Source organism: Sphingomonas changbaiensis NBRC 104936 (genome assembly GCF_000974765.1).
Classification (GTDB): domain Bacteria; phylum Pseudomonadota; class Alphaproteobacteria; order Sphingomonadales; family Sphingomonadaceae; genus Sphingomonas_B; species Sphingomonas_B changbaiensis.
In genome coordinates, this window is sequence record NZ_BBWU01000053.1 from 18,302 (window position 1) to 37,834 (window position 19,533).

The following is a 19,533-nucleotide window of genomic DNA, read 5'->3' on the forward strand; positions in this document are numbered from 1 at the left end:
GGATTCTCTGTGACGCGAGCGAAATGGCATCCAATGCGGGCTTCGTGAGTTGGTGACGTCTCGGGGCGGTCGTGCATTCTGTCACGGCAGGTGATTTGGGAGCCAAAGGTGGAGCGAGCTGCGCAGGATCGCCGCCCGATCTTTCATGTCGGCGTCCACAAGACCGCGACCAACTGGTTTCAGAAATGCTTTTACCCGCGAGTGCCGGGCTATCGTTACGTGGACCGGCGGCTGGTCCGGTCCACGCTGCTGGCGCACTCGCCGCTGGCGTTCGAGCCGGAACGGGTGCGGGAAGAGCTCGGGCTCGATGCCGACTGTCCCGCCATCATCTGCGAAGAAGACCTTTCGGGCGTTCTTCATAATGCAGGCCTGGCGTCAAATTACATCGCCAAGGAGATGGCGAACGAGCTGGCGGCACTCGCGCCCCAGGCGCAGATCGTCATCTTCGTGCGCAACCAGCAGGCGATGGCCGCTTCCTGCTATCATCAATATCTGCGCGAGGGTGGAACGGGTTCCGTCCACCGCTACCTCTTCCCCGAAGACTATATCCATCTCGGCAATGTGCGGCCGCTCAAGAATCCGCGCTTCGACTTCACTCAGTTCGAGTTCGACAGGCTCGTGGCCCATTATGATTCTCTGTTCGGCGAAGAGAATGTCCACGTCTTCGCCTACGAGCAGTTCGCACAGGACCCGGAAGCGTTCCTCGCCATGTTTGCCGAAGATCTCGGCCTGACCCGGCCGGAGTCGGTCAAGCAGCGGAAGTATAACAGGTCGTTCAGACGCGCTCTGGTCCCCGTCGCGCGCATGTTGAACCTGCTGACGCGCCGGTCGGTTGCCGACAAGCGGACGCTGGTGCACATCCCGTTCTGGTATCCGGTGCGGACGGTCCTGCTCGAGGGGCTGAACTTCGTTCCCCTTCTCGGCAAGCGCCCGTCGCCGCGCGATTTGCTCGGGGGCTCGATCTACGACTGGATCGGCCAGCGCTTTTGGGAGAGCAACCGGGCGCTGGAGGGGCGGATGGGCGTCGATCTGTCGGAATGGGGCTATACGACGGAAGAGCCCGCCGTTCCCGTCCCGCGGCCGAAGCGGTCAAGCCTGTTCGCGTTCGCGAAGCACTGACGGCTCTTTCCGGGCGTTCAGGAATGCGAGAATCGCGCGCGCCGCACGAACCCCAGCGGGTTCCGCGCCGATATCGAACGTATAGTCGAACAGCGCACGCTGGATCGGTTCGTAATGCGTCGCGTGCCGTGCGACCGCATCGTCCAGTGCCCGATCCAAATCGGCGGCCTGCTCAATCACCGGTCCGGCCCGCCAATGCGCGAAATTCCGGTCCTCTTCCCAGGCGGCTCCGCTCGCGTTGATGAAGACGGCGGGGCGCGGTCGCTTCAGGAATTCGTAAATCTGGCTGCTGGCGTCGCCGAGATAGATGTCCGCCGCATCGGTGTAGCTCATGTCGGTCGCGGACCGGCTGCCCAGGTCGACATGGATATTGGGCGCGGCGCGATATTTCGGGTCGAGCGCGCCCGGTCGCGCCGCGCGCAATTTGTCGATGCTGAGCGCCCAGCGACGCTCGAACAGCATCACATGCGGCGCGAAGATCAGGTTGTAGCGATCGCTCGCCAGAAAATAGTCCAGCACGTTTCGGCCGGCCGTGTACCAGGACGACAGATGCGGCGAAACGTGCGGGTTGTAGAGTACGGTCGTGCGGCCGTTGCCGGCAAAGGGCAAATGCGGGTCGTTTGCCCGCTTGAGATCGAATTTGGGGTAGCCGGTGATCGCGATCCGGTTGGGGTCGACGCCCGCGTCGGCGATCAGACGGTCCCGGATCTTCGGGCCCGCGGCAAGGATATAGTCGAACCGGCTGGTTTCCGCGCCGAACCCGATCGCCCGGTCGCCCGCACCGTGGTCGGCGAGGATGATCGGAAGGTCCAGGCCGTAGCGCGTCTTGAGCAAGAGCGAGGTGCGCTCGGTGACGGCCAGCGCGTCGAGGCTGCGGAAGAAATCCAGGTTGTCGCGATAGATGAGCAGCTTGCGCGCGGGCAGGACGCGTCCGAGCGCGCGCTGGAGGAGCGCCGAGCTGCCCGAGGACAGCGACAGGCGGATCGGCTCCACCTCCGGGTGGCCCGCGGCGGCGGCGAGCCGGCGGATTTCGTCCGCCAGTCTGTCGTTCGTCGCCGCCAGCACGACCTCGGCATCGGGCAGCAGCGCGAGTGCGATCGGAAGGCTGTGCGCGACCTGATGGATCTGGTCGTGGTTGAAAAGGAAACCGATTCGCATCGCGCTCAGATGACGGCTGGCCTTTGGCTGTCAATCTCGGCCGGCGACGATCCTCTCGACAAGGATGTGGTCGCTGACCTTGTCCACATCGATCGCGGCCTCCGGAATGCTCAGCTCGACTAGGCGCGCGTCGATGCCGAGCCGCTGTCCCGCCAGCGCGATGGCCTGGCGGAAGCCCACCAGGCGGAAGATGGCCCGGAACGCGAGCAGGGGGCCGAAATGCCAGAACAGCTTGAACGCGCGCTTGCGGTCGCGCTCGGCGCTGCTCCACAGGTCGAGCGCCCGCCGCGCGCGTTCGGTCCTGAGCGCGAACAGATTGGCGCCGGAATAGGCGCCGTCCGCGAATTTCAGCCAGGTCCGTACCGTATCCGGATAGCGGCTGAGGATCGTCCGGCGTTCGACGGCACCTACCGACAGATCGCCTTCACCCGCGCCGGCCAGGAATTCCTCGACCATCTCGGGCGTCAGCAGCGCATGGTCGGCGGTGGTGACGAGCACCGGCCAGTGCGGCGAAGGCGGGTTCAGCACGGCGGCAATGCTCGCGGCGATGCCGGACCCGCTGGCGACGGTGGCGATCCGCTCCTCCTGTCCGGGCCAGCCGCCTATACGCTGCATCACGGCCTGCGGGTCCTGCGCGAGAATGATGATCCTGCCGATCTGCGGCACCCGTAGCAGACAGCCGACGACGCGCTCGATCATCGGGACGCCGCCGACCGGCACCAGCGCCTTATACTGCTCGCCGAAATGGCCGGCGAGCGGATCGGGGCCGGGCCGCTGCCCCGCCAACACGATCGCCGTCCAGACTTGCGCTTGCGACGTCGTCATCGAACTTCCTTCCAGACGGCAAGCGTCGAACTGCACGCACCGAATTGCATTGGGCGCCCCTTTGCGCACGCGCGGCCGCCGTGTCAGCCCCAATCGAGGATCGGCCAGCCGCGCTCCGCTGCAAACGCTCGCAATGGGCCCGACGGATTGACGGCGATCGGCTCGTCGGCCCAGGCGAAGGTCGGCGCGTCGGAAAGATGGTCCGAAAAGAAGCGGACATGGATCGCCTCCCGCATCCAGCCCTGTTGGGCCGCGTAGGCCTCGATCATGTCGCGCTTTGCCACCCCGTAGCAATTCTGTCCGTCGATGTCGGGCAACAGGACATCGCCCCGCCACGTCGACTGCGTCGCCACGACATGGCCGATCTCCAGCAATCGCGCGATCGGGTCGAGGTAGATGCTGTTGGCAGCCGAGGCGACGACAACGACCCGTCCTTCGCTCCGCTCCTGTGCGATCCGTTGCCGCGCCTGGGGCGAGACCCAGGCCGATGCGACGAAGGCCGCGAACCGATCCGCTAGCGCGCGAATTTCGGAGCCGGGCAGCGATCGGCCGAGGAGCACGCGATGCTCGAGCTGCTTGAAGCGGGTGCGCGTGATCAGCCGCATCGCATAGGCCGCCATCAGCCCGACGACGAGCGGCAGCAGCGCCAGGCGGAGCGGCGACCGATGCCACGCCACGAAGACGAGGAACGCCGAATAGGTCGGCCGCCGGGTCAGCGTCCGATCGAGGTCGAACACAGAGATTTTGAGGTCGCCCGGAAGGGCCGGCTCGCTCCCGTGTCTCACGCCGTTCTTACCCGATGCTGCGGATTCCATCGACGCCCGGTAATGGGCAATTACGTTCGACCCAATAGGTCCTCGCATCTGCGCGGATCCGCCCGATCGGAGCGGGTGCGTCCCGGATCGAGGCAAAAAAGTGGGACGCAAACCTATATGAAGGCTCGCTTGCGCGACGGTGACGTGTAGTATCGGCGGCACCGGGCGTGACGGGCAGGGTGAATGTCTTCCGGAATATCGAACCCAGTGAGGGCCTGGACTCAGTCATCCTTGGTCGAGAGGGCGCGGGCGGCGATCGAGCGCGGCGACCTTCTCTCCGCCTATGATCTGGCACGGCAGGAAGGCGCGCTCGGCGCGTCGACCGAACTCTCGTACATCGCAGTCCTGGCGATGGCCCGGATGGGCGAAACCGAACAGGCGATGCGGCTGTATCAGCAGAGCGGCTTGTCGACAGCCGATGATGTCGACAGCCAATCGCTGGGCGCCCGGCTGCTCAAGGATCAAGCGCTCCAGAATGGCGCAAGCAACGCCGGCCTGAAGCGCGCCGCAGAAGCCTATGCAGAGGCGCATCAGCGCAGCCAGGATCCCTTTCCGGCGATCAACGCGGCGACCCTCAATTGCCTGGCAGGCGATCAGGAGCAGGCGAGTCATTTCGCGCAGGTGGCGCTCGCTGCGTCATCAGTCGCCATTCCCACCGACTATTACGGTGCAGCGACCAGGGCCGAAGCACTCGCGATTCTGGGCAGGGAGGACGAGGCGCTTGAGTCGATCGAGCTGGCCCTGAGCCTGCCCGGCGCCAATGTCGGAGCGCGGTCGACGACATTGCGCCAGTTCGAGCTGCTGGCGAAGCACCGGTCGACCGGCCACCGATTGCTTCCCATCATCAGCCGACTGACGCCGCCGGCCGTCGCGATGTTCAGCGGGCACATCTTCAGGGCGGACCCGAAATCGGAAGCGGCGCTCGCGACGGCGATCGACGCGCAGCTCGATGCGCTGAATATCGGCTTCGGCTATGGCGCGCTTGCCGCGGGCGCCGACATTCTGATCGCCGAGCGCCTTCTCGCCAGGGGCAGCACGCTCAATCTCGTCTTCCCGTTTCGGGAGGATGATTTCATCGCCAGTTCGGTGCTGCCGGCGGGCAATCAGTGGCTGAAACGCTATTACGCGGTGCGCGAACAGGCGGCCGGGATCAGCTTTGCGACGCTGGCCGATTATGTGCACGACCCGGCCCAGTTCGGATATGGCGCGACCGTTGCGATGGGCATGGCCAGGTTGCGGGCGCTTCATCTCGGCACGCGTGCGGTCCAGCTGGCGATCTGGGATGGAAAGCAGAAGAACGGCGCCGCGGGGACCAGCCACGACGTCGATCAGTGGCGTTCGACGGGCGGCACCACCTTCACGATCTCTGCGGACGGCCTCGATCGCTCGATCGCCTACACCGAAAGCGAAGAGGCGCCGCCGGATCGCTGCCTGAAGGCGTTTCTGTTCGCCGATTTTCCGGGCTTCACTCGAATCAGCGAGGGCAAGCTTCCGCTCTTTTGGTCGCGCGTGATGGTGGTCGCCGGCTCGGTGCTCGCCAGCCATAGCGGCGCTCTGGATTTCACGAACAGTTGGGGCGACGCTGTCTTCGCCGTCTTCAACACCGCCGAAGCGGCCGCCGAAGCCGGGCTCGCGCTCCAGGCCGCGCTGCTGAGCATTTCGCCGACCGAGCTTGGCCTGGACCGCCCGACGCAGATGCGCGTGAGCCTTCACTTCGGCCCGGTCTATTTCGGGAACGATCCGATCACCAACCGGGATGCCTTTTACGGCACCGAAATCTCGCGCGCGGCGCGGGTCGAGGCGCTGACGCCGCCGGGTAGCGTCTACGCAAGCGAACCGCTCGCGGCCGTGCTCGCCAACACGGCGCCCGACAAGTTCAGCGCCACCTATGTCGGCAAGATCGACCTGCCGAAGGGCTTCGGCCAGTATCCGCTTTATGCGCTCCGCAGACGCCTAAACGGCGCGCATTGAGGCATTCTCCAGAGCGGCAGAGCCGGCTTTGCGCCGCCGCATCGCGCCGCCGATCATCCCGAAGCCGCCGATCATCATTGCCCAGATTGCGGGTTCGGGAACGTCGGCGCGCGGGTTGAAGAGCGGCCCGTAGTTGAACGGTCCCAGCACCGGCGGCGTGCCCGGCAGCGGCGTGTCGATCGGCACGAATTGCGCTGTGATGAAGTGCGGGTCGTAATTCCGGCCGATCACCGGATAAATGGCGTCGTCACCCGCGCTGGGGGCAAAGGCGTCCACCGGACCCGACACGCTGCCACTGTTGCGCGGGTCGCCGAACACGACCTGCAGGCCCTCGCAGTTCCTGACATTCGCGCACTCGGCTCCTGCGGAGACCTGATAGGTGGCGGTGTAGGTCACCTGGGTCGTTGCTCCGCTCGCCAGAGTTGCCAGCGGGACGCTCAGATTCGTCGTGCTCCAATCGACGACTTTCCAGCGGCCGTTCGGATCAGTGGTCGTGTGCAAGCCGTTGAAGGTCAGGCCGCCTGTCGACAGGTTGATTCCGTCGGAATTGATCGTGCCTGTCGCCTGGTAAAGCGGCGGGATTACGGCGGCGTTGGTGGAGGGCGCCAGGGCCACCGGGCTCTGCCTGACGGTGAAATCGAATGATCCGTCCATCGGTGCCGAGCCGAAAATCTGCGCCAGATGACCGGGCGTGATCTGCGAGTCGAAGCGAAGATTGACCGGCGAATCGCCATTGTTGTGCAGCGTGAACGTGATGACGGTCTGGCTGAACGTCGCGCACGAGCCCACGCAGTAATTGTCGTGCAGGAAGAAGAAGCCGCCATTCTGGAGCGTGGCCGTATAGTTCAGTCCCACTTCCGATCGCGCGCCTGGAATCTTGGACGCGACATAATGGGTTTCCTTCGATCCGCCGGGTTGCGGTGTGAAGGACAATTCCGGGCCGACGGCGAAGCCGAACTGGTTCTGGATGAAGGACGATTCCGTGACTTCCGCGTTGAGCGGCGTTCCCCAGAAGATCGAAAGTGCCAACACTGGAGCACAACAGGCTGTCAGGTGGCGAGCGAAGATACGGCCGACAGGCGTGACGCGCATGACTCGAGTCCCCCTTACTGGAACGCGCCTTTTACTCTTAATCTCTTGTTCAGCATAGGATGGAGTCGACCTAGGAGGCGGTGCCGACCACGCAATCTTCTGCGGTCAGCCCGGGGCCGGACGGCTCCAGCTTGCGATGAAGGGCCGAAGCCGCAGCGCAGTCCCGCTCTGCGTCCGCTTTTCGTCCGCCCGCCGCCAGGATGCGCGAGCGAAGCGTCAGCAGCTCGACCTGGTCGGGATCGTCCGGCCCGTAATTCTCGTCGTAGATGAGCTTGGTCCGCGCCAGTCGCGCCAGGGCTGCGTCGGTTGCGCCGCGCTTCGCTTCGGCCTCGGCGGCGTAGAAGTCTGCGTCGCCGACCGCCGCATTGCGGGGGCCATAGAGCTTCGAATAGAGCGCCCGCGCCCGGTCCAGCGCGGCCAGCGCGCCGGCGGTATCGCCCTGCGCCGTCCGGATCCGGCCCATCAGGAGCAGCGCGGCCCCGATCGTCGGATGATTGCCTTCCAGCACACGATCGTAGATCGCGACTGCCTTCTTGATACCGGCGGCGGCGGCCGCGGTCTGACCGCGTTCGAAATCGGCCCATGCGCGGTTCTGGTACGCCGTCGCGGTCAGCAGATGATTGATGCCGAAGGTCGCGATGTAGCTTGCCAGTGCACGCCCGAACAAGGCGTCGGCCTCGTCGTACCGTTTGATCCGCACCAGCGACTGGGCCTCGAGCATCCAGACGCGGCCGAGCTCCACCGTGTGATCGCCGGAAAGCTGGCCATAACGCTGGGCCGCTTCCCCGAGCAGGCGCGCCGAGTCCGCGTAATGGCCGTCGATGATCTTGGCCCGGCCGCGCTGCTCCAGGACCTCGGCATCCAGTTCGGGCGCGTAGGACGCCCGCTTCGGATAGGAAGCGGCGGCCGCATCGATCCGCTTCCTGATTTCGTCGAGATCGCCGCGCTTGTACGCGATCGCCGCCAGCTTGAGCAGCGTGCGCGCGCGCTCCTCGCCTTTTTCCGGTTCGCGCATCAGCGCCGATTGCAGGTCACGTTCGGCTTCCTTGGGCAGCCCCAGGTTGAAGTAGATTTCCCCGGTCGCGCGCAGCAGCCGCGCGCTGACCGCCGGCTCCCCCTTCAGCTCGACGCCCGCGCGCCGGCTGGCGCGGTTGAGGATCGTCAGCGCGGTAATGGTGCGCGGATTTTCGGTCGCCGGGTTGGCGATCTCGAACGTGCCGATCAGGAAATCGAGGCTGCGATTGGCGAGAAGCTGCTGCTGGACCGCGACCCGGCGCTGGGTCTCCGCGTAGATGGCAAGGCCGATGGTGACCATCATGACCGCCAGCGACGCGCCCGTGATCCACATCAGACGCCGCTGGCGCCGGGCCGCATCCCGCCTGACCAGCGAGTCGAGCCGGACATCGGCAATGCCCGCGACCAGCTTCAGCAGCGCGAGGCGGCGGCCGTCCTTTCCCGGGCGAATGTCCGCCGCGATCGGCTCCGCCGGATCGTCGGACAGCGCGCCGTCCGGACCAAGGTGAAAGCGGAGCGCGGGCGGGAAGCACTCGCTGTCGCCGCCCGAATAGGGCTCGCCGGACACGATCAGGGCGAGAGTCCGCGCCTCGCCGTGGATCTGCTTGAAGGTGAGGATTTCCTCGTTGACCCATTTCGATTGCGCGGCGCGGGGGCTGCACAGCACGATCTGGAAGCGCGAATCGGCGAGCGCGTTGCGCAGCTTTTCGCCAAGATCGCCGCTCGCCGGGAGCTCATCGCGATCCCGAAAGACCGGCGGCAGCCGGCGCGGCACCGGGCCAAAGGCGGACGGCGTCCCGATCAGCGCGCGCGGAAGCCGATAGGTTTCAAGGGCTTGGTGCAACCAGCGCGCAACCGCCTGGTCCGAGTGACTATAGCTGATGAACGCAGCATATTTCGTCATGCCGCGAGCATATGCGATCACGCGAGGCAACCGCCAGCCTCACGTCAAAGGCATCGCGCTGACACCGGTCCGGCTGTGTCGCCCGAATGCAGCGGTCGCGGGTGACGCGGATTTGCGTGAGTACGGCTCTTGCGATGCGAAGGTCGGTTGGTGTGCTTGGGATTTTCGTACCTAAGCCGCCGCGGGCTTCTCGGCCAGCAATCCCGCCAAGACCTGCAGGGCTTCGGCGATTTTTGCCGGGGGTAGCACGATGTCGGCGCCGCCGATGTCGATGGCGCCGGCCGGCATCTCGAAATGATCGGAGCTTTGCTCGTCCTGGGCGATCGTGACGCCGCCGGCCTCGCGGATCGCGGCGATGCCGCGCGTGCCGTCCCACAGCGCGCCGCTCAGCACCACGCCGATCGCGCGCGGGCCGAGCGCTGCGGCGGCGCTTTCGAAGAGACGGTCGACCGCGGGCCGCCACCAGGCGACCGGATCGGCATTGCTGAGTGCCAGCCGGCCGTTCGATTGCAGCAACAGATGCCGGTCGCGCGGGGCGACATAGACGCGTCCAGGAACCGCGCGCTCGCCCCATCGTGCCCAGGCGACCGGCAACCGGGAGCGATAGCCCAGCACCTCCGCCAACCGCGAGTCCTGCGTGCGCGACAGGTGCAGCACGATCAGGATCGGCAGCGGAAAATCGGCCGGAAGCAGGGCCAGGATCTCGCCGAGAACGCGCACGCCTCCCGCGGACGCGCCGATCACCACCGCCCCGTAGCGCAGGGGGGCAGGAGCGGCGCTCATGCCGCGGCCGATCGAGGCTGAAAGAGGACCATATGTCAGCGACATGACATAGGTGATTGAACGGTCCCGGCGCAAGCGCGAAGCCGATTGCGAAATCGAGGTCCGCGCCATGCACATGCCGACGAAAGAACCGCAAATCAATCGCTTGCTCGGCGCGCTGCCACCCGAGGAGATGGAGATACTTCGGCCGCATCTGCAGCAGGTGCCGCTCATTTTCCGCGAGCGACTGTACGAGGCGGGAGAGCCGATCCGCCACGTCTGGTTCCCGAACTCGGGCGTCGTCTCGATGATCACCGAACTCGCAGAGGGCGACCCGGTCGAATTGGCGACAATTGGTCCCGAAGGCATGGTCGGCATCGCGCTGATCCTCGGCTCCGAACGCATGGAGAATGTCGCCTTCAACCAGATCGCAGGCGATGCGCTGCGAATGGACGCGGCGCAGTTCCGTTCGTCGCTCGAACGATGCCCGGCGCTGCATCGGCTGCTGCTCCGCTACACGGCTGCGCTGATGCAGCAGATCAGCCAGGGCGCCGCATGCAACCGGATGCACACCGTCGAGGAACGCTGCGCGCGCTGGCTGCTGATGACGCACGATCGGGTGTACACGCCCAATTTCCTGCTGACGCAGGAATTTCTCGGCCAGATGCTCGGCGTGCGCCGGCCGACCGTGTCGCTCGCGGCAGGCATGCTGCAGAAGGCCGGGCTGATCCATTATTCGCGCGGCGAGATCACGATTTGCGACCGCGAGGGGCTCGAGGCGGCCGCGTGCGAATGTTATGAAGTGATCCGCAAGGAATTCGAACGGCTGGTCGGCGCGCCCGGCTAATTCTGCGGCGGAACCTCCGGCATCCGGCGGTGTTGGCTTGCGGGGTTCTGCGAGGCACGCTCATGGCCAACAAGGACATCATCGCGATCGGCGGGTCCGCCGGCAGCGGCCCCGCGATCAAGCAGCTCCTCGCCGGTCTGCCGCCGGACCTGCCGGCCAGCCTGTTCGTCGCCACCCATGTTCCGTCGCGGTCGCCCGGCTATCTGGCCGAGACGCTGGAAGGGGCGGGGCCGCTTCCCGTCAGCCGTGCGGTTGACGGGCAGGCGATCGAGCGCGGCCATGTCTATGTCGCGGAGCCCGACCGGCACCTGCTGCTGATCGACGGCACCATCCGCCTGGGTGACGGCCCGCGCGAGAACATGGCGCGGCCGGCGATCGATCCGCTGTTCCGGTCGGCCGCCTTGTCTTACGGCTCGCGTGCAGTCGGCGTGGTGCTGAGCGGCATGCTGAACGACGGCGCGTCGGGCCTGTATGCGATCAAGTCGGTCGGCGGCACCGCAATCGTCCAGCATCCGCTCGACGCGCAGGCCGATCAGATGCCGCTCGCGGCACTGGAGGCGGTCGAGGCGGATTACGTCGCCGGCGCGGCCGAGCTTGGCGGGCTGCTCGCCGACATCGCCGGCAGTCCGGCCAATCCAACCCTGCCGCCGCCGGAAAGCCTGGCGCTGGAGGTTGAGATCGCTGCCGGCGACGGGGCGGGATCGGACGAGCTGCGCCGCTTCGCGACTCCGGCGGCGATCACGTGCCCCGAATGCCATGGCGTGCTGTCGGAGGTGAACGGGCAGCAGCCGCTCCGCTATCGCTGCCAGATCGGTCATGCGGTGACGGCGGAAACGATGGTGTCGCGCGCCCATGAGGTGGACGAGGCGATCCGGGTCGCGATGCGCGTGATGGAGGAGCGGCTGACCCTGGTCGAGCGCATGGCAAAGGACGCGCGGGACACCGGGCGCTTCGCCGTTGCCGAACTCTATGAGGAACGAGCCAAGGAATATCGCGGCTATGCCAGCACGTTGCGTGAAGCGGCCCTGATGGCGGTCCGGATGGGCCGCCCGATGCGGCAGCAGGAATTTTGACCGGAATGCGCTTTCGCCGACCCCGAACAGGGTTTAAACTGCGGTAAGTCTTGGACGAAAGCAGCACGTGGCCGATATCGACGAAGTACGGGAACGGCCGGCGCGGCGTCGGGGGCAGGATAAGCCCACCCAACCGCTCGCGGTCATCGGCATCGGCGTGTGCGCAGCATCGTTGCGCTCGCTCGAGCAGCTTTTCGCCAGCCTCGATGATCAACTCGACGCGGCCTATGTCGTGGCCGTCGGCCAGCAGAACGGCGTCAGCGTCGACTCCATCATGAAGGCGCTCTCCGGGCAAACCGATTTGCCGCTGAAGATCGCGGCGAACGGCGAGAAGCTGGAGCCCGGTCATATCTATGTGGGCGGCCCCGAAGACCTGATCACGTTCGAGGACGGGCACGTCCGCACCCGCGAATCGGAGGAGCCGGCGGGGCGTCGCGGGACCGTGGATTCGATGCTGATCTCGCTTGCGGAGCACATCCAGGACCGCTCGGTTGCGGTGATCCTGTCCGGGCTCGACGGCGACGGCACCGCCGGCGTGACCGCCACCAAGAAATTCGGTGGCCTGTCGATCGCCGAAGCGCGGGGCGGCGACGAGGATCCGTCGGCGCAGGGCGCGGTGACGCCGCTGGGGATTGTCGACCTGTTGCTGCCGATCGAGGAAATCCCCAAGCAGATCGCGCTTTACATCTCCAATCTTCATGTCGTCAGCGACGCCGACGGGCAGGAGCAGGCGATCGAGCAGGCGTCCGCCGAAATCGCCCAGATCGCGACGATCCTGCGCAACGTCACCGGAAACGATTTTCACGGCTACAAGCGCAACACCTTCTTCCGCCGGGTGCAGCGGCGGATGCAGGTCGTCCAGGTCGATACGATCGAGGACTATGTCGCGCGGCTGCGGGGCGACCGCGGCGAAGTGCAGCATCTGTTCCAGGACCTGCTGATCGGCGTCACCCAGTTCTTCCGCGACCCTTCGGAGTTCGAGACGCTGGCGGGCGAGCTGCCGCGCCTGTTCGACGGCAAGGGGCAGGACGACCAGCTGCGGGTCTGGGTGCTCGGCTGCGCGACCGGCGAGGAGGCCTATTCGATCGCGATCCTGCTGCGCGAGCATCTGGCGACGGTCGACGCGCCGCCCTTCGTGCAGATTTTCGCGACCGACCTCGACGCACGCGCTCTCTCGATCGCACGCAGCGGCCGTTATGCGGAATCGATCGCCGAGCACGTCTCGCCCGAGCGGCTGGCGCGCTGGTTCGTCAAGGAAGGCGAGACTTATTGCGTGTCCAAGGAGCTGCGCGAGATGTGCATCTTCTCGCCGCACAATCTCGTCAAGGACGCGCCCTTCTCACGCATCGACCTGCTGTCGTGCCGCAACCTGCTGATCTACCTGAACTCCGACCTGCAAAACCGCGTCATTCCGATTTTCCATTTTGCGCTGCGGCCGGGCGGCGTGCTGTTCCTCGGCTCGTCGGAAAACGTGACGCGGCACCAGAAATTGTTCGCGCCTGTCGACCGCAAGAAGAGGGTGTTCCGTCGGCTCGAAACGGCGACCCGGGTTCTCCCCGATTTCCCGCTGACGCCGCGCACGCCGCGCCATGCCGAAGAGCCGCACGCGCCCGCGACCCCGGTGCGGGCGGCCGGGCTCGCCGGCGTGGTCAGCCGCCGCGCCGAAGCGGTCGCCGAGCGCTATGCGCCGGCCTATGCCGTGGTCGACGATCAATATGACGTGCTGCATTTCTCCGCTCGCACCGGCCGTTATCTGGAGCCGGTCGCCGGCGCCGCGAGCCTGAACCTGCTGAATCTCGTCCATCGCGACCTGCGGCTCGATTTGCGGGCGGCGCTGCATAAGGCGGTCTCGGAAGGCGGCCGGATCGAGACGCCGCACGTGCCGCTGAGCCTGGACGGGCAGCCGCACGCCGTGAACCTGGTCGTCGAGCCGGTCGCGGGCGAGACCGACGTGTCGGCACTGGTCGTGCTGTTCCAGGATGCGGGGCCGCTGCTCGAAAGCGCGATGCCGAATGGCGATCGGATGGTCAGCGACGAGCATGTCCAGCGGCTCGAAAGCGATCTGCGCCTGACCAAGGAGCGGCTGCAGGCGACGATCGAGGAGCTCGAATCGACCAACGAGGAGCTGAAATCCTCGAACGAGGAATATCAGTCGATCAACGAAGAGCTGCAGTCGGCAAACGAGGAGCTGGAAACCTCGAAGGAGGAGCTGCAGTCGGTCAACGAGGAACTGCAGACGGTCAATGGCGAGCTGGCCTATCGCGTCGGCGAGCTGGCGCGGACCAATTCGGACCTGAAGAACCTGCTCGAATCGACGCAGATCGCGACCGTGTTCCTCGACAACGACCTGCGCGTGCGCAGCTTCACGCCCACTGCCACGGATATTTTTCGCCTGATCGAGACCGATGTCGGCCGGCCCATCGACCATATCGCGGCGCGGATCGTCTATCCCGATCTCCAGGGCGACATTCGGCGCGTGCTGAAGACGCTGGCCGTCATCGAGCGCGAAGTGTCCGGCACCGACGGCGATCGCAATTATGTCGTGCGTATCCTGCCCTATCGCAGCATCGACAATTTCATCGCCGGCGTGGTGCTGACTTTCCTCGACGTGACCACGGCCGTGCGCGCCGAGGCGGCGATGCGCGAGAGCGAGGCGCGGCTTCAGATCGCGATCGAGGTCGGCAGCCTCGCCACCTGGGACTGGAACCTCAAATCCGGCCAGGTGACATGGAACGAGATGCACTTCCGGATGCTGGGCTATGAGCCCGGCGAGATCGAGCCGAGCTATGAAGCCTGGGCAGGCCGGATCCATCCGGACGATCTGCCCGCCGCCGAGGCCGCGCTTAACGCCGCGCGCGAGGGCCGCAGCGATTACGAGCATCAATTCCGCACGCTGCTGCCGGACGGCACGATCCGCTGGTGCGCCGCGCGCGGGCGCTATTTCTACGACGCCGAAGGGCGCGACATGCGCATGATCGGCGTCATGGAAGACATGACGGAGCGCCGCCGGGCGGAGGAGACGCAGCGCGTCCTGGTCGGCGAACTCCAGCACCGCACCCGCAACCTGCTCGCGATCGCACGCTCGATCGCGCAGCAGACGATCCGGTCCAGCCCGTCGCTCGAAGAGTTCGGGCAGGTCTATTCGGATCGCTTGTCAGCGCTCAGCCGGGTCCAGGGACTGCTTTCCAAAGGCGACGGCTTCACCGTAACGCTCGGCGAGTTGATCCGCGGCGAGATCGAAGCGCATGGCGGTTCGCTCGGCAACGGCAAGGTGACGATCGACGGACCCGAACTGGCGCTGTCCTCGCGCGAGGTTCAGGTGCTGACGCTCGTGTTGCACGAACTCGCGACCAACGCGGTGAAGTACGGCGCGCTGGGCAAGCCGGACGGCAAGCTCTCGATCTCCTGGTCCGTCGCCAGGGCAAACGGGCAGGCTGCGGCCAACATCGAATGGGTCGAAACCGGGGTCGATCTGGACGTCCACGCCGCGAACGGAAAGCGGGGCTTTGGCCGCGACCTGATCGAACGGGCGGTGCCCTACGATCTCGGCGCGAAGACGTCGTTCGCGTTCCGCCAGGACGGCCTTTGGTGCGAATTGCGGGTACCGGTCAGATCCGGCGACGAAGGCCATCGGGGGCCGGCGGGGGAAACCGACGGAGGGTAAATTGCCCAAGCGTATCCTGATTGTCGAAGACGAGTATCTGATCGCGCAGGATCTGGCGGATGAAGTTCAGAGGCTCGGTTTCGAGGTTATCGGGCCCGTGGGCAGACTGGATCACGCCATCGACCTGATCGAGGCCGAACCGGACATCCACGGCGCGTTTCTCGACGTCAACCTGAACGGCGAACGCGTCTATCCCGTCGCAGACAGGCTGATCGCGCGCGATGTTCCCGTCATCCTGATGACGGGCTACGACGAAAGCACGATCCCGCACCAGTACGCTTCAGTCAGCAATTTCACCAAGCCGATCACGCACGCGATGCTTCGCGACGCACTCGCGTCGCTGATGTCGATTTTGACGGCCTCTGAGCCGGGATAGGCCGCCCACTGAGAGCGATCGGGATCCTTGGCCATTCCCTCAAGGCGCAGCTTAGCGCGTGCGCATGCCGGGTGAGCCCATAGTGAGTGGGCCAGGCAAGCCGCGCAGGCGCACGCTGATGATGCTGGTGCTCCTCGCAGGCACAATGCTCTTCATCGCGCTCGGGCTGTGGCAGGTGGAGCGGCGAAGCGAAAAGCTGGCCCTCATCGCCGCCGTCCAGGCGCGGGTGCATGCCGCACCCGTTGCTGCGCCGGGCCCTGCCGAGTGGGCGCGGATCAATGCTGCGACCGACGCCTATCGTCGCGTTCGTGTGCACGGCGCTTTTCTCAACGATTCCGAGATTTTGGTCCAAGCAGTGAGCCGCTACGGCCCGGGCTATTGGGTGCTGACGCCTCTCCGCACTGATCAGGCATGGACCGTGCTCGTCAACCGCGGCTTCGTTCCGCCCGAGCTTCGCAGCCGCGCCAGCCGCCATGCCGAGGAACTTAAGGGGCCAGTGGAGGTCACCGGCCTGCTGCGAGTGACCGAGCCGCACGGGGGCTTCCTGCACGCGAATGATCCTGCTCATGATCGCTGGTACTCGCGCGACGTCGCGGCGATCGGGCGGGCGCGGCACCTGTCGCACCTCGCCCCCTATTTCATCGACGCAGCGGCCGGCCCCAGCGAGAAGCGGCAGCCGGTCGGCGGCCTGACCGTCCTGTCCTTTCCCAACAACCACCTGCAATATGCGCTGACCTGGTTCGGGCTTGCCGTACTGGCCCTGCTCGGGGTCTGGCGCGTTCGACGCCGGCCCTAGGGCTGGTTCTGCATCAACTGGTCCATCGGCATCATGTTGTGGTTCAGGTGGGCCATGATCCAGATCGAGCCCGTCACGATCAGGAATACGACCAGGATCCCGAAGGCGAGAGCCAGCACGTTGTTGGTGTTGTCGGGACCGGTCGTGATGTGAAGGAAGAACACGAGGTGCACGCCCATCTGCGCGATGGCGAGCACCAGCAACGCGACCGGGATCGAGGGGCCATAGATCAGGTGCGTACTGGCGAGGACGAACGCCGCGACGGTTAGCAGGACCGAGAAGCCAAGGCCCAGATTGGCATTGCTGATCCAATGGCCGGCATCCTCGGCCGGCTCGTCGCCCGGCGCATGGTCTTCGCGGTCATCAAGCGAATCGGTGTAGCGGCGGGGATCGAAATCGAGCTCGCTCATGCGATCGCTCCCATCAGATAGACGATCGTGAAGATGCCGATCCACACGATGTCGAGCGCGTGCCAGAACAGGTTGAAGCAGATCAGCCGGTGCACGATTTCCGGCCGGAAGCCCTTCACCTGCACCTGCGCCATCATCGTCAGCAGCCACAAGCCGGCGATGGTCACGTGCAGGCCGTGAAGGCCGACCAGCCCGAAGAACGACGTCACGAAGCCGCTGCGTTGCGGCGTTATCCCTCGGCTCGCCAGGCTGATGAATTCCTGCAGCTCCATGCCGACGAAGGCGAGGCCGAGCAGGCCTGTTACGAGCAGAAACACCTGCGTCCACAGCAGGTTGCGGGCGTTCGTCGCGGCGAAGGACAGGCCGCAGGTATAGCTCGACAGCAGCAACGCCGCGGTCTCCAGCGCAACGCGCGGCATTTCGACCAGGTCGCGAATCCCGGGGCCGCCCGCCGTTGCGCCCCGCTGCACCGCGAAAGCCGCGAAGAAGCAGGAGAACATCACGATGTCGCTGAGCAGGAAAATCCAAAAGCCGTAGCCGACAATGACCCGCTTGCTCGCGGGACCGGTGACCCCTTGGCCGGTGCCTTCGATCGGTTCCCTTGGTCCATGCGGGCGGTGGCCCAGCCGGTACGGGTCCTCGCGGACGCGCCTGATCGTTTCTCGGGCGGCGGGGAGCGATGTGTCTGTCACGCGACCGCTCCCTCACGCGCAATCCGCTCGAGCAGCGCCTCGCGCGCGGCCCGGCGTTTCCGCTCGGCTTCGGCCAGCTTCTCGACGGGAACATGGAACTCGTGCACGTCGCGCCAGGCGAACACGACGAAGCCCGCAAACGCCCCCACCAGCCCAAGGCCGGCGAGCCACCAGATCTGCCAGATCAGGGCAAAGCCGGTCACGCTCGCGAACACCGCCGTGTAGAAGCCGACCGGCGAGTGCAAAGGCATCTCGATCGCCTCATATTGCGGCTCCGGCGCCAATTGCTGCGTCTCGACGGCGCGCAGCTTGATGCCCCAATAGGCCTCTTCCCCTTCGACGTTCGGCATGACCGCGAAGTTGAAGAAGGGCGGCGGCGACGGCGTCGCCCATTCGAGCGAGCGTCCGTCCCAGGGGTCACCACTGATGTCGCGCAGCTTCTCGCGGTCGCGGATCGAGACCACCAGCATGATGACCTGCGCGATGACGCCCAGGATCAACACGACGATGCCGACCACCGAGAGGTCGAGCATGCCGCGCCATTCGTCGATGTTCACGTGCTGCAGGCGCCGGGTCATGCCTTCAAGGCCCAGGATGTAGAGCGGCGTGAAGGTGATCCAGAAGCCGAAAAAGGCGAACCAGAAGGACGCCTTGCCCCAGCCCTCATGCAGGCGAAAGCCGAATGCCTTCGGGAACCAGAAATCGAGTCCCGCGAACACCGCGAAGACGACGCCGCCGACGATCACGTTATGGAAATGCGCGACCAGGAACATCGAGTTGTGGACCAGGAAATCCGCCGGCGGCACGGCGAGCAGCACGCCGGTCAGGCCGCCGATGATGAAGGTGAAAATAAAGCCGAGCGACCAGAGCATCGGCACCGTGAACCGCACGCGGCCGCCGTACATCGTGAAGATCCAGTTGTAGATCTTCACGCCCGTGCCGACCGCGATCACGCTGCTGGCAATGCCGAAGAAGGTGTTGACCGCCGGGCCTGCACCCATCGTGAAGAAATGGTGCAGCCACACCATCATCGACACGACGCAGATGAACAGTGTCGCCGCGACCATCGAGCGGTAGCCGAACAGCGGCTTGCCCGAGAAGGTCGAGAAGATTTCGGAGAAAATGCCGAACGAAGGCAGCACCAGGATGTACACTTCCGGGTGACCCCAGGCCCAGATAAGGTTCATGAACATCATCGGGTTTCCACCCGCGTCGTTCGTGAAATAATGCCAACCGAAGACGCGATCGAGGCTCAGCATCGCCAGCGTGGCGGTCAGGATCGGGAACACCGCGACGATCAGCAGGCTGGACGACAGCGTCGTCCAGCAGAACATCGGCATGCGCAGCAGGCTCATGCCGGGGCAGCGCATCTTCAGCACCGTCGTGACGAAATTTATCCCCGTCATCAGCGTGCCGATGCCCGATATCTGCACGGCCCAGAGGTAATAGTCGACGCCGACGCCGGGCGAGTAGGTCGCTTCGCTCAAAGGGGGATAGGGGAGCCACCCTGTGCGCGCGAACTCACCGATGAACAAAGAGATGTTGACCAGCAGTGCCCCCGACGCAGTCAGCCAGAAGCTGACCGAGTTCAACGTCGGGAACGCGACGTCGCGGACGCCCAGCTGCAGCGGCGTCAGGAAATTCATGAACCCGATCACCAGCGGCATCGCGCCGAAGAAGATCATGATCGTGCCGTGGGCGGAGAAGATCTGGTTATAATGTTCGGGCTCCAGATAGCCTTGCGCGCCCCCGACCGCGACCGCCTGCTGCGTCCGCATCATGATCGCGTCCGCAAAGCCGCGGATCAGCATCACCACCCCCAGGATGCAGTACATGATCCCGATGCGCTTATGATCGACGCTCGTGATCCATTCGTGCCAGAGATAGGGCCACCATTTCTTCGCCGTGATCAGGCCCAAAACGCCCGCCAGGATCAGCATCACCACGATCGAGGTGATCAGCGGGATCGGTTGGTTGAAGGGGATGGCGGACCAACTCAGCTTGCCGAACATCGA

General features: G+C 65.5%; 16 protein-coding genes. 7 read left to right on the forward strand and 9 right to left on the reverse strand.

The features are described from left to right. Window positions 1–108: 108 nt before the first annotated feature. Complete coding sequence (locus tag SCH01S_RS15405; RefSeq protein ID WP_052733985.1) at window positions 109–1,119, forward strand: sulfotransferase; 1,011 nt, start codon at window positions 109–111, stop codon at window positions 1,117–1,119. Here the strand turns inward: SCH01S_RS15405 and SCH01S_RS15410 are convergent. The 3 genes from SCH01S_RS15410 to SCH01S_RS15420 all read right to left on the reverse strand — a co-directional run bounded on the left by SCH01S_RS15410 (window position 1,090) and on the right by SCH01S_RS15420 (window position 3,839). Continuing rightward, complete coding sequence (locus SCH01S_RS15410) at window positions 1,090–2,277, reverse strand: CDP-glycerol glycerophosphotransferase family protein (RefSeq protein ID WP_046349730.1); 1,188 nt, start codon at window positions 2,275–2,277, stop codon at window positions 1,090–1,092. The two genes, SCH01S_RS15405 and SCH01S_RS15410, sit on opposite strands and share 30 nt — an antisense overlap. 30 nt (window positions 2,278–2,307) lie before the next feature. Then, complete coding sequence (locus SCH01S_RS15415; RefSeq protein ID WP_046349731.1) at window positions 2,308–3,102, reverse strand: nucleotidyltransferase family protein; 795 nt, start codon at window positions 3,100–3,102, stop codon at window positions 2,308–2,310. An 83-nt stretch (window positions 3,103–3,185) separates the two neighbouring features. Continuing rightward, window positions 3,186–3,839, reverse strand: a complete 654-nt coding sequence (locus SCH01S_RS15420; RefSeq protein ID WP_052733986.1) for an HAD family hydrolase — start codon at window positions 3,837–3,839, stop codon at window positions 3,186–3,188. Window positions 3,840–4,124: 285 nt separating this feature from the next. Here SCH01S_RS15420 and SCH01S_RS15425 point away from each other — a divergent pair, with 285 nt between their 5' ends. Then, window positions 4,125–5,888 carry an adenylate/guanylate cyclase domain-containing protein gene (locus SCH01S_RS15425; protein WP_169746409.1) on the forward strand — a complete coding sequence of 588 codons (1,764 nt, stop codon included), beginning with the start codon at window positions 4,125–4,127 and terminating at the stop codon, window positions 5,886–5,888. On the opposite strand, the gene SCH01S_RS17305 is transcribed toward SCH01S_RS15425, so the two are convergent. The 3 genes from SCH01S_RS17305 to SCH01S_RS15440 form a co-directional block, all read right to left on the reverse strand. Next, on the reverse strand, window positions 5,871–6,917 hold the full coding sequence (locus SCH01S_RS17305) for a PEPxxWA-CTERM sorting domain-containing protein (protein ID WP_046349733.1): 1,047 nt from the start codon (window positions 6,915–6,917) through the stop codon (window positions 5,871–5,873). The two genes, SCH01S_RS15425 and SCH01S_RS17305, sit on opposite strands and share 18 nt — an antisense overlap. A 133-nt stretch (window positions 6,918–7,050) precedes the next feature. Further along, a complete protein-coding gene (locus SCH01S_RS15960; RefSeq protein ID WP_157033021.1) occupies window positions 7,051–8,898 on the reverse strand; it encodes a tetratricopeptide repeat protein in 1,848 nt (615 codons plus the stop codon). Window positions 8,899–9,069: 171 nt separating this feature from the next. Further along, the gene (locus SCH01S_RS15440) at window positions 9,070–9,726 is read right to left on the reverse strand and encodes a chemotaxis protein CheB (RefSeq protein ID WP_217995443.1); all 657 of its coding nucleotides are present in this window, start codon (window positions 9,724–9,726) and stop codon (window positions 9,070–9,072) included. Between the two features lie 70 nt (window positions 9,727–9,796). Between SCH01S_RS15440 and SCH01S_RS15445 the strand changes: the two genes are divergently transcribed. The 5 genes from SCH01S_RS15445 to SCH01S_RS15465 all read left to right on the forward strand — a co-directional run bounded on the left by SCH01S_RS15445 (window position 9,797) and on the right by SCH01S_RS15465 (window position 16,416). Then, a complete protein-coding gene (locus SCH01S_RS15445) occupies window positions 9,797–10,507 on the forward strand; it encodes a Crp/Fnr family transcriptional regulator (protein WP_052733992.1) in 711 nt (236 codons plus the stop codon). Window positions 10,508–10,569: 62 nt separating this feature from the next. Next, the gene (locus SCH01S_RS15450) at window positions 10,570–11,580 is read left to right on the forward strand and encodes a chemotaxis protein CheB (protein ID WP_046349735.1); all 1,011 of its coding nucleotides are present in this window, start codon (window positions 10,570–10,572) and stop codon (window positions 11,578–11,580) included. A gap of 67 nt (window positions 11,581–11,647) precedes the next feature. Then, window positions 11,648–15,244 carry a CheR family methyltransferase gene (locus SCH01S_RS15455; protein WP_217995444.1) on the forward strand — a complete coding sequence of 1,199 codons (3,597 nt, stop codon included), beginning with the start codon at window positions 11,648–11,650 and terminating at the stop codon, window positions 15,242–15,244. A gap of 1 nt (window position 15,245) precedes the next feature. Beyond that, the gene (locus SCH01S_RS15460; RefSeq protein ID WP_046349736.1) at window positions 15,246–15,620 is read left to right on the forward strand and encodes a response regulator; all 375 of its coding nucleotides are present in this window, start codon (window positions 15,246–15,248) and stop codon (window positions 15,618–15,620) included. Window positions 15,621–15,738: 118 nt separating this feature from the next. Next, the gene (locus SCH01S_RS15465; protein ID WP_046349764.1) at window positions 15,739–16,416 is read left to right on the forward strand and encodes an SURF1 family protein; all 678 of its coding nucleotides are present in this window, start codon (window positions 15,739–15,741) and stop codon (window positions 16,414–16,416) included. Here the strand turns inward: SCH01S_RS15465 and cyoD are convergent. Genes cyoD through SCH01S_RS15480 form a run of 3 tightly spaced genes read right to left on the reverse strand, consistent with a single transcriptional unit; the run spans window position 16,413 to window position 19,530 of the window. Beyond that, entirely contained in the window at window positions 16,413–16,826 is a 414-nt protein-coding gene (gene cyoD, locus SCH01S_RS15470; RefSeq protein ID WP_046349737.1) for a cytochrome o ubiquinol oxidase subunit IV, read from the reverse strand. The genes SCH01S_RS15465 and cyoD overlap by 4 nt on opposite strands. Then, a complete protein-coding gene (locus SCH01S_RS15475; RefSeq protein ID WP_052733988.1) occupies window positions 16,823–17,518 on the reverse strand; it encodes a cytochrome (ubi)quinol oxidase subunit III in 696 nt (231 codons plus the stop codon). Before SCH01S_RS15475 ends, cyoD begins: the two co-directional genes overlap by 4 nt. Then, window positions 17,515–19,530 (reverse strand): cbb3-type cytochrome c oxidase subunit I, encoded by a 2,016-nt coding sequence (locus SCH01S_RS15480; RefSeq protein ID WP_046349738.1) that lies wholly within the window; start codon window positions 19,528–19,530, stop codon window positions 17,515–17,517. Before SCH01S_RS15480 ends, SCH01S_RS15475 begins: the two co-directional genes overlap by 4 nt. Window positions 19,531–19,533 lie beyond the last annotated feature (3 nt).

Bases quoted from the DNA above. Each gene is read 5' to 3' on its own strand.
- SCH01S_RS15450 (WP_046349735.1), top strand. From the start codon at position 10,570: ATGGCCAACAAGGACATCATCGCGATCGGCGGGTCCGCCGGCAGCGGC.
- SCH01S_RS15415 (WP_046349731.1), bottom strand. From the start codon at position 3,102: ATGACGACGTCGCAAGCGCAAGTCTGGACGGCGATCGTGTTGGCGGGG.
- SCH01S_RS15410 (WP_046349730.1), bottom strand. From the start codon at position 2,277: ATGCGAATCGGTTTCCTTTTCAACCACGACCAGATCCATCAGGTCGCG.
- SCH01S_RS15480 (WP_046349738.1), bottom strand. From the start codon at position 19,530: ATGTTCGGCAAGCTGAGTTGGTCCGCCATCCCCTTCAACCAACCGATC.
- SCH01S_RS15445 (WP_052733992.1), top strand. From the start codon at position 9,797: ATGCCGACGAAAGAACCGCAAATCAATCGCTTGCTCGGCGCGCTGCCA.
- cyoD (WP_046349737.1), bottom strand. From the start codon at position 16,826: ATGAGCGAGCTCGATTTCGATCCCCGCCGCTACACCGATTCGCTTGAT.
- SCH01S_RS15960 (WP_157033021.1), bottom strand. From the start codon at position 8,898: ATGACGAAATATGCTGCGTTCATCAGCTATAGTCACTCGGACCAGGCG.
- SCH01S_RS15440 (WP_217995443.1), bottom strand. From the start codon at position 9,726: ATGTCGCTGACATATGGTCCTCTTTCAGCCTCGATCGGCCGCGGCATG.
- SCH01S_RS15465 (WP_046349764.1), top strand. From the start codon at position 15,739: ATGATGCTGGTGCTCCTCGCAGGCACAATGCTCTTCATCGCGCTCGGG.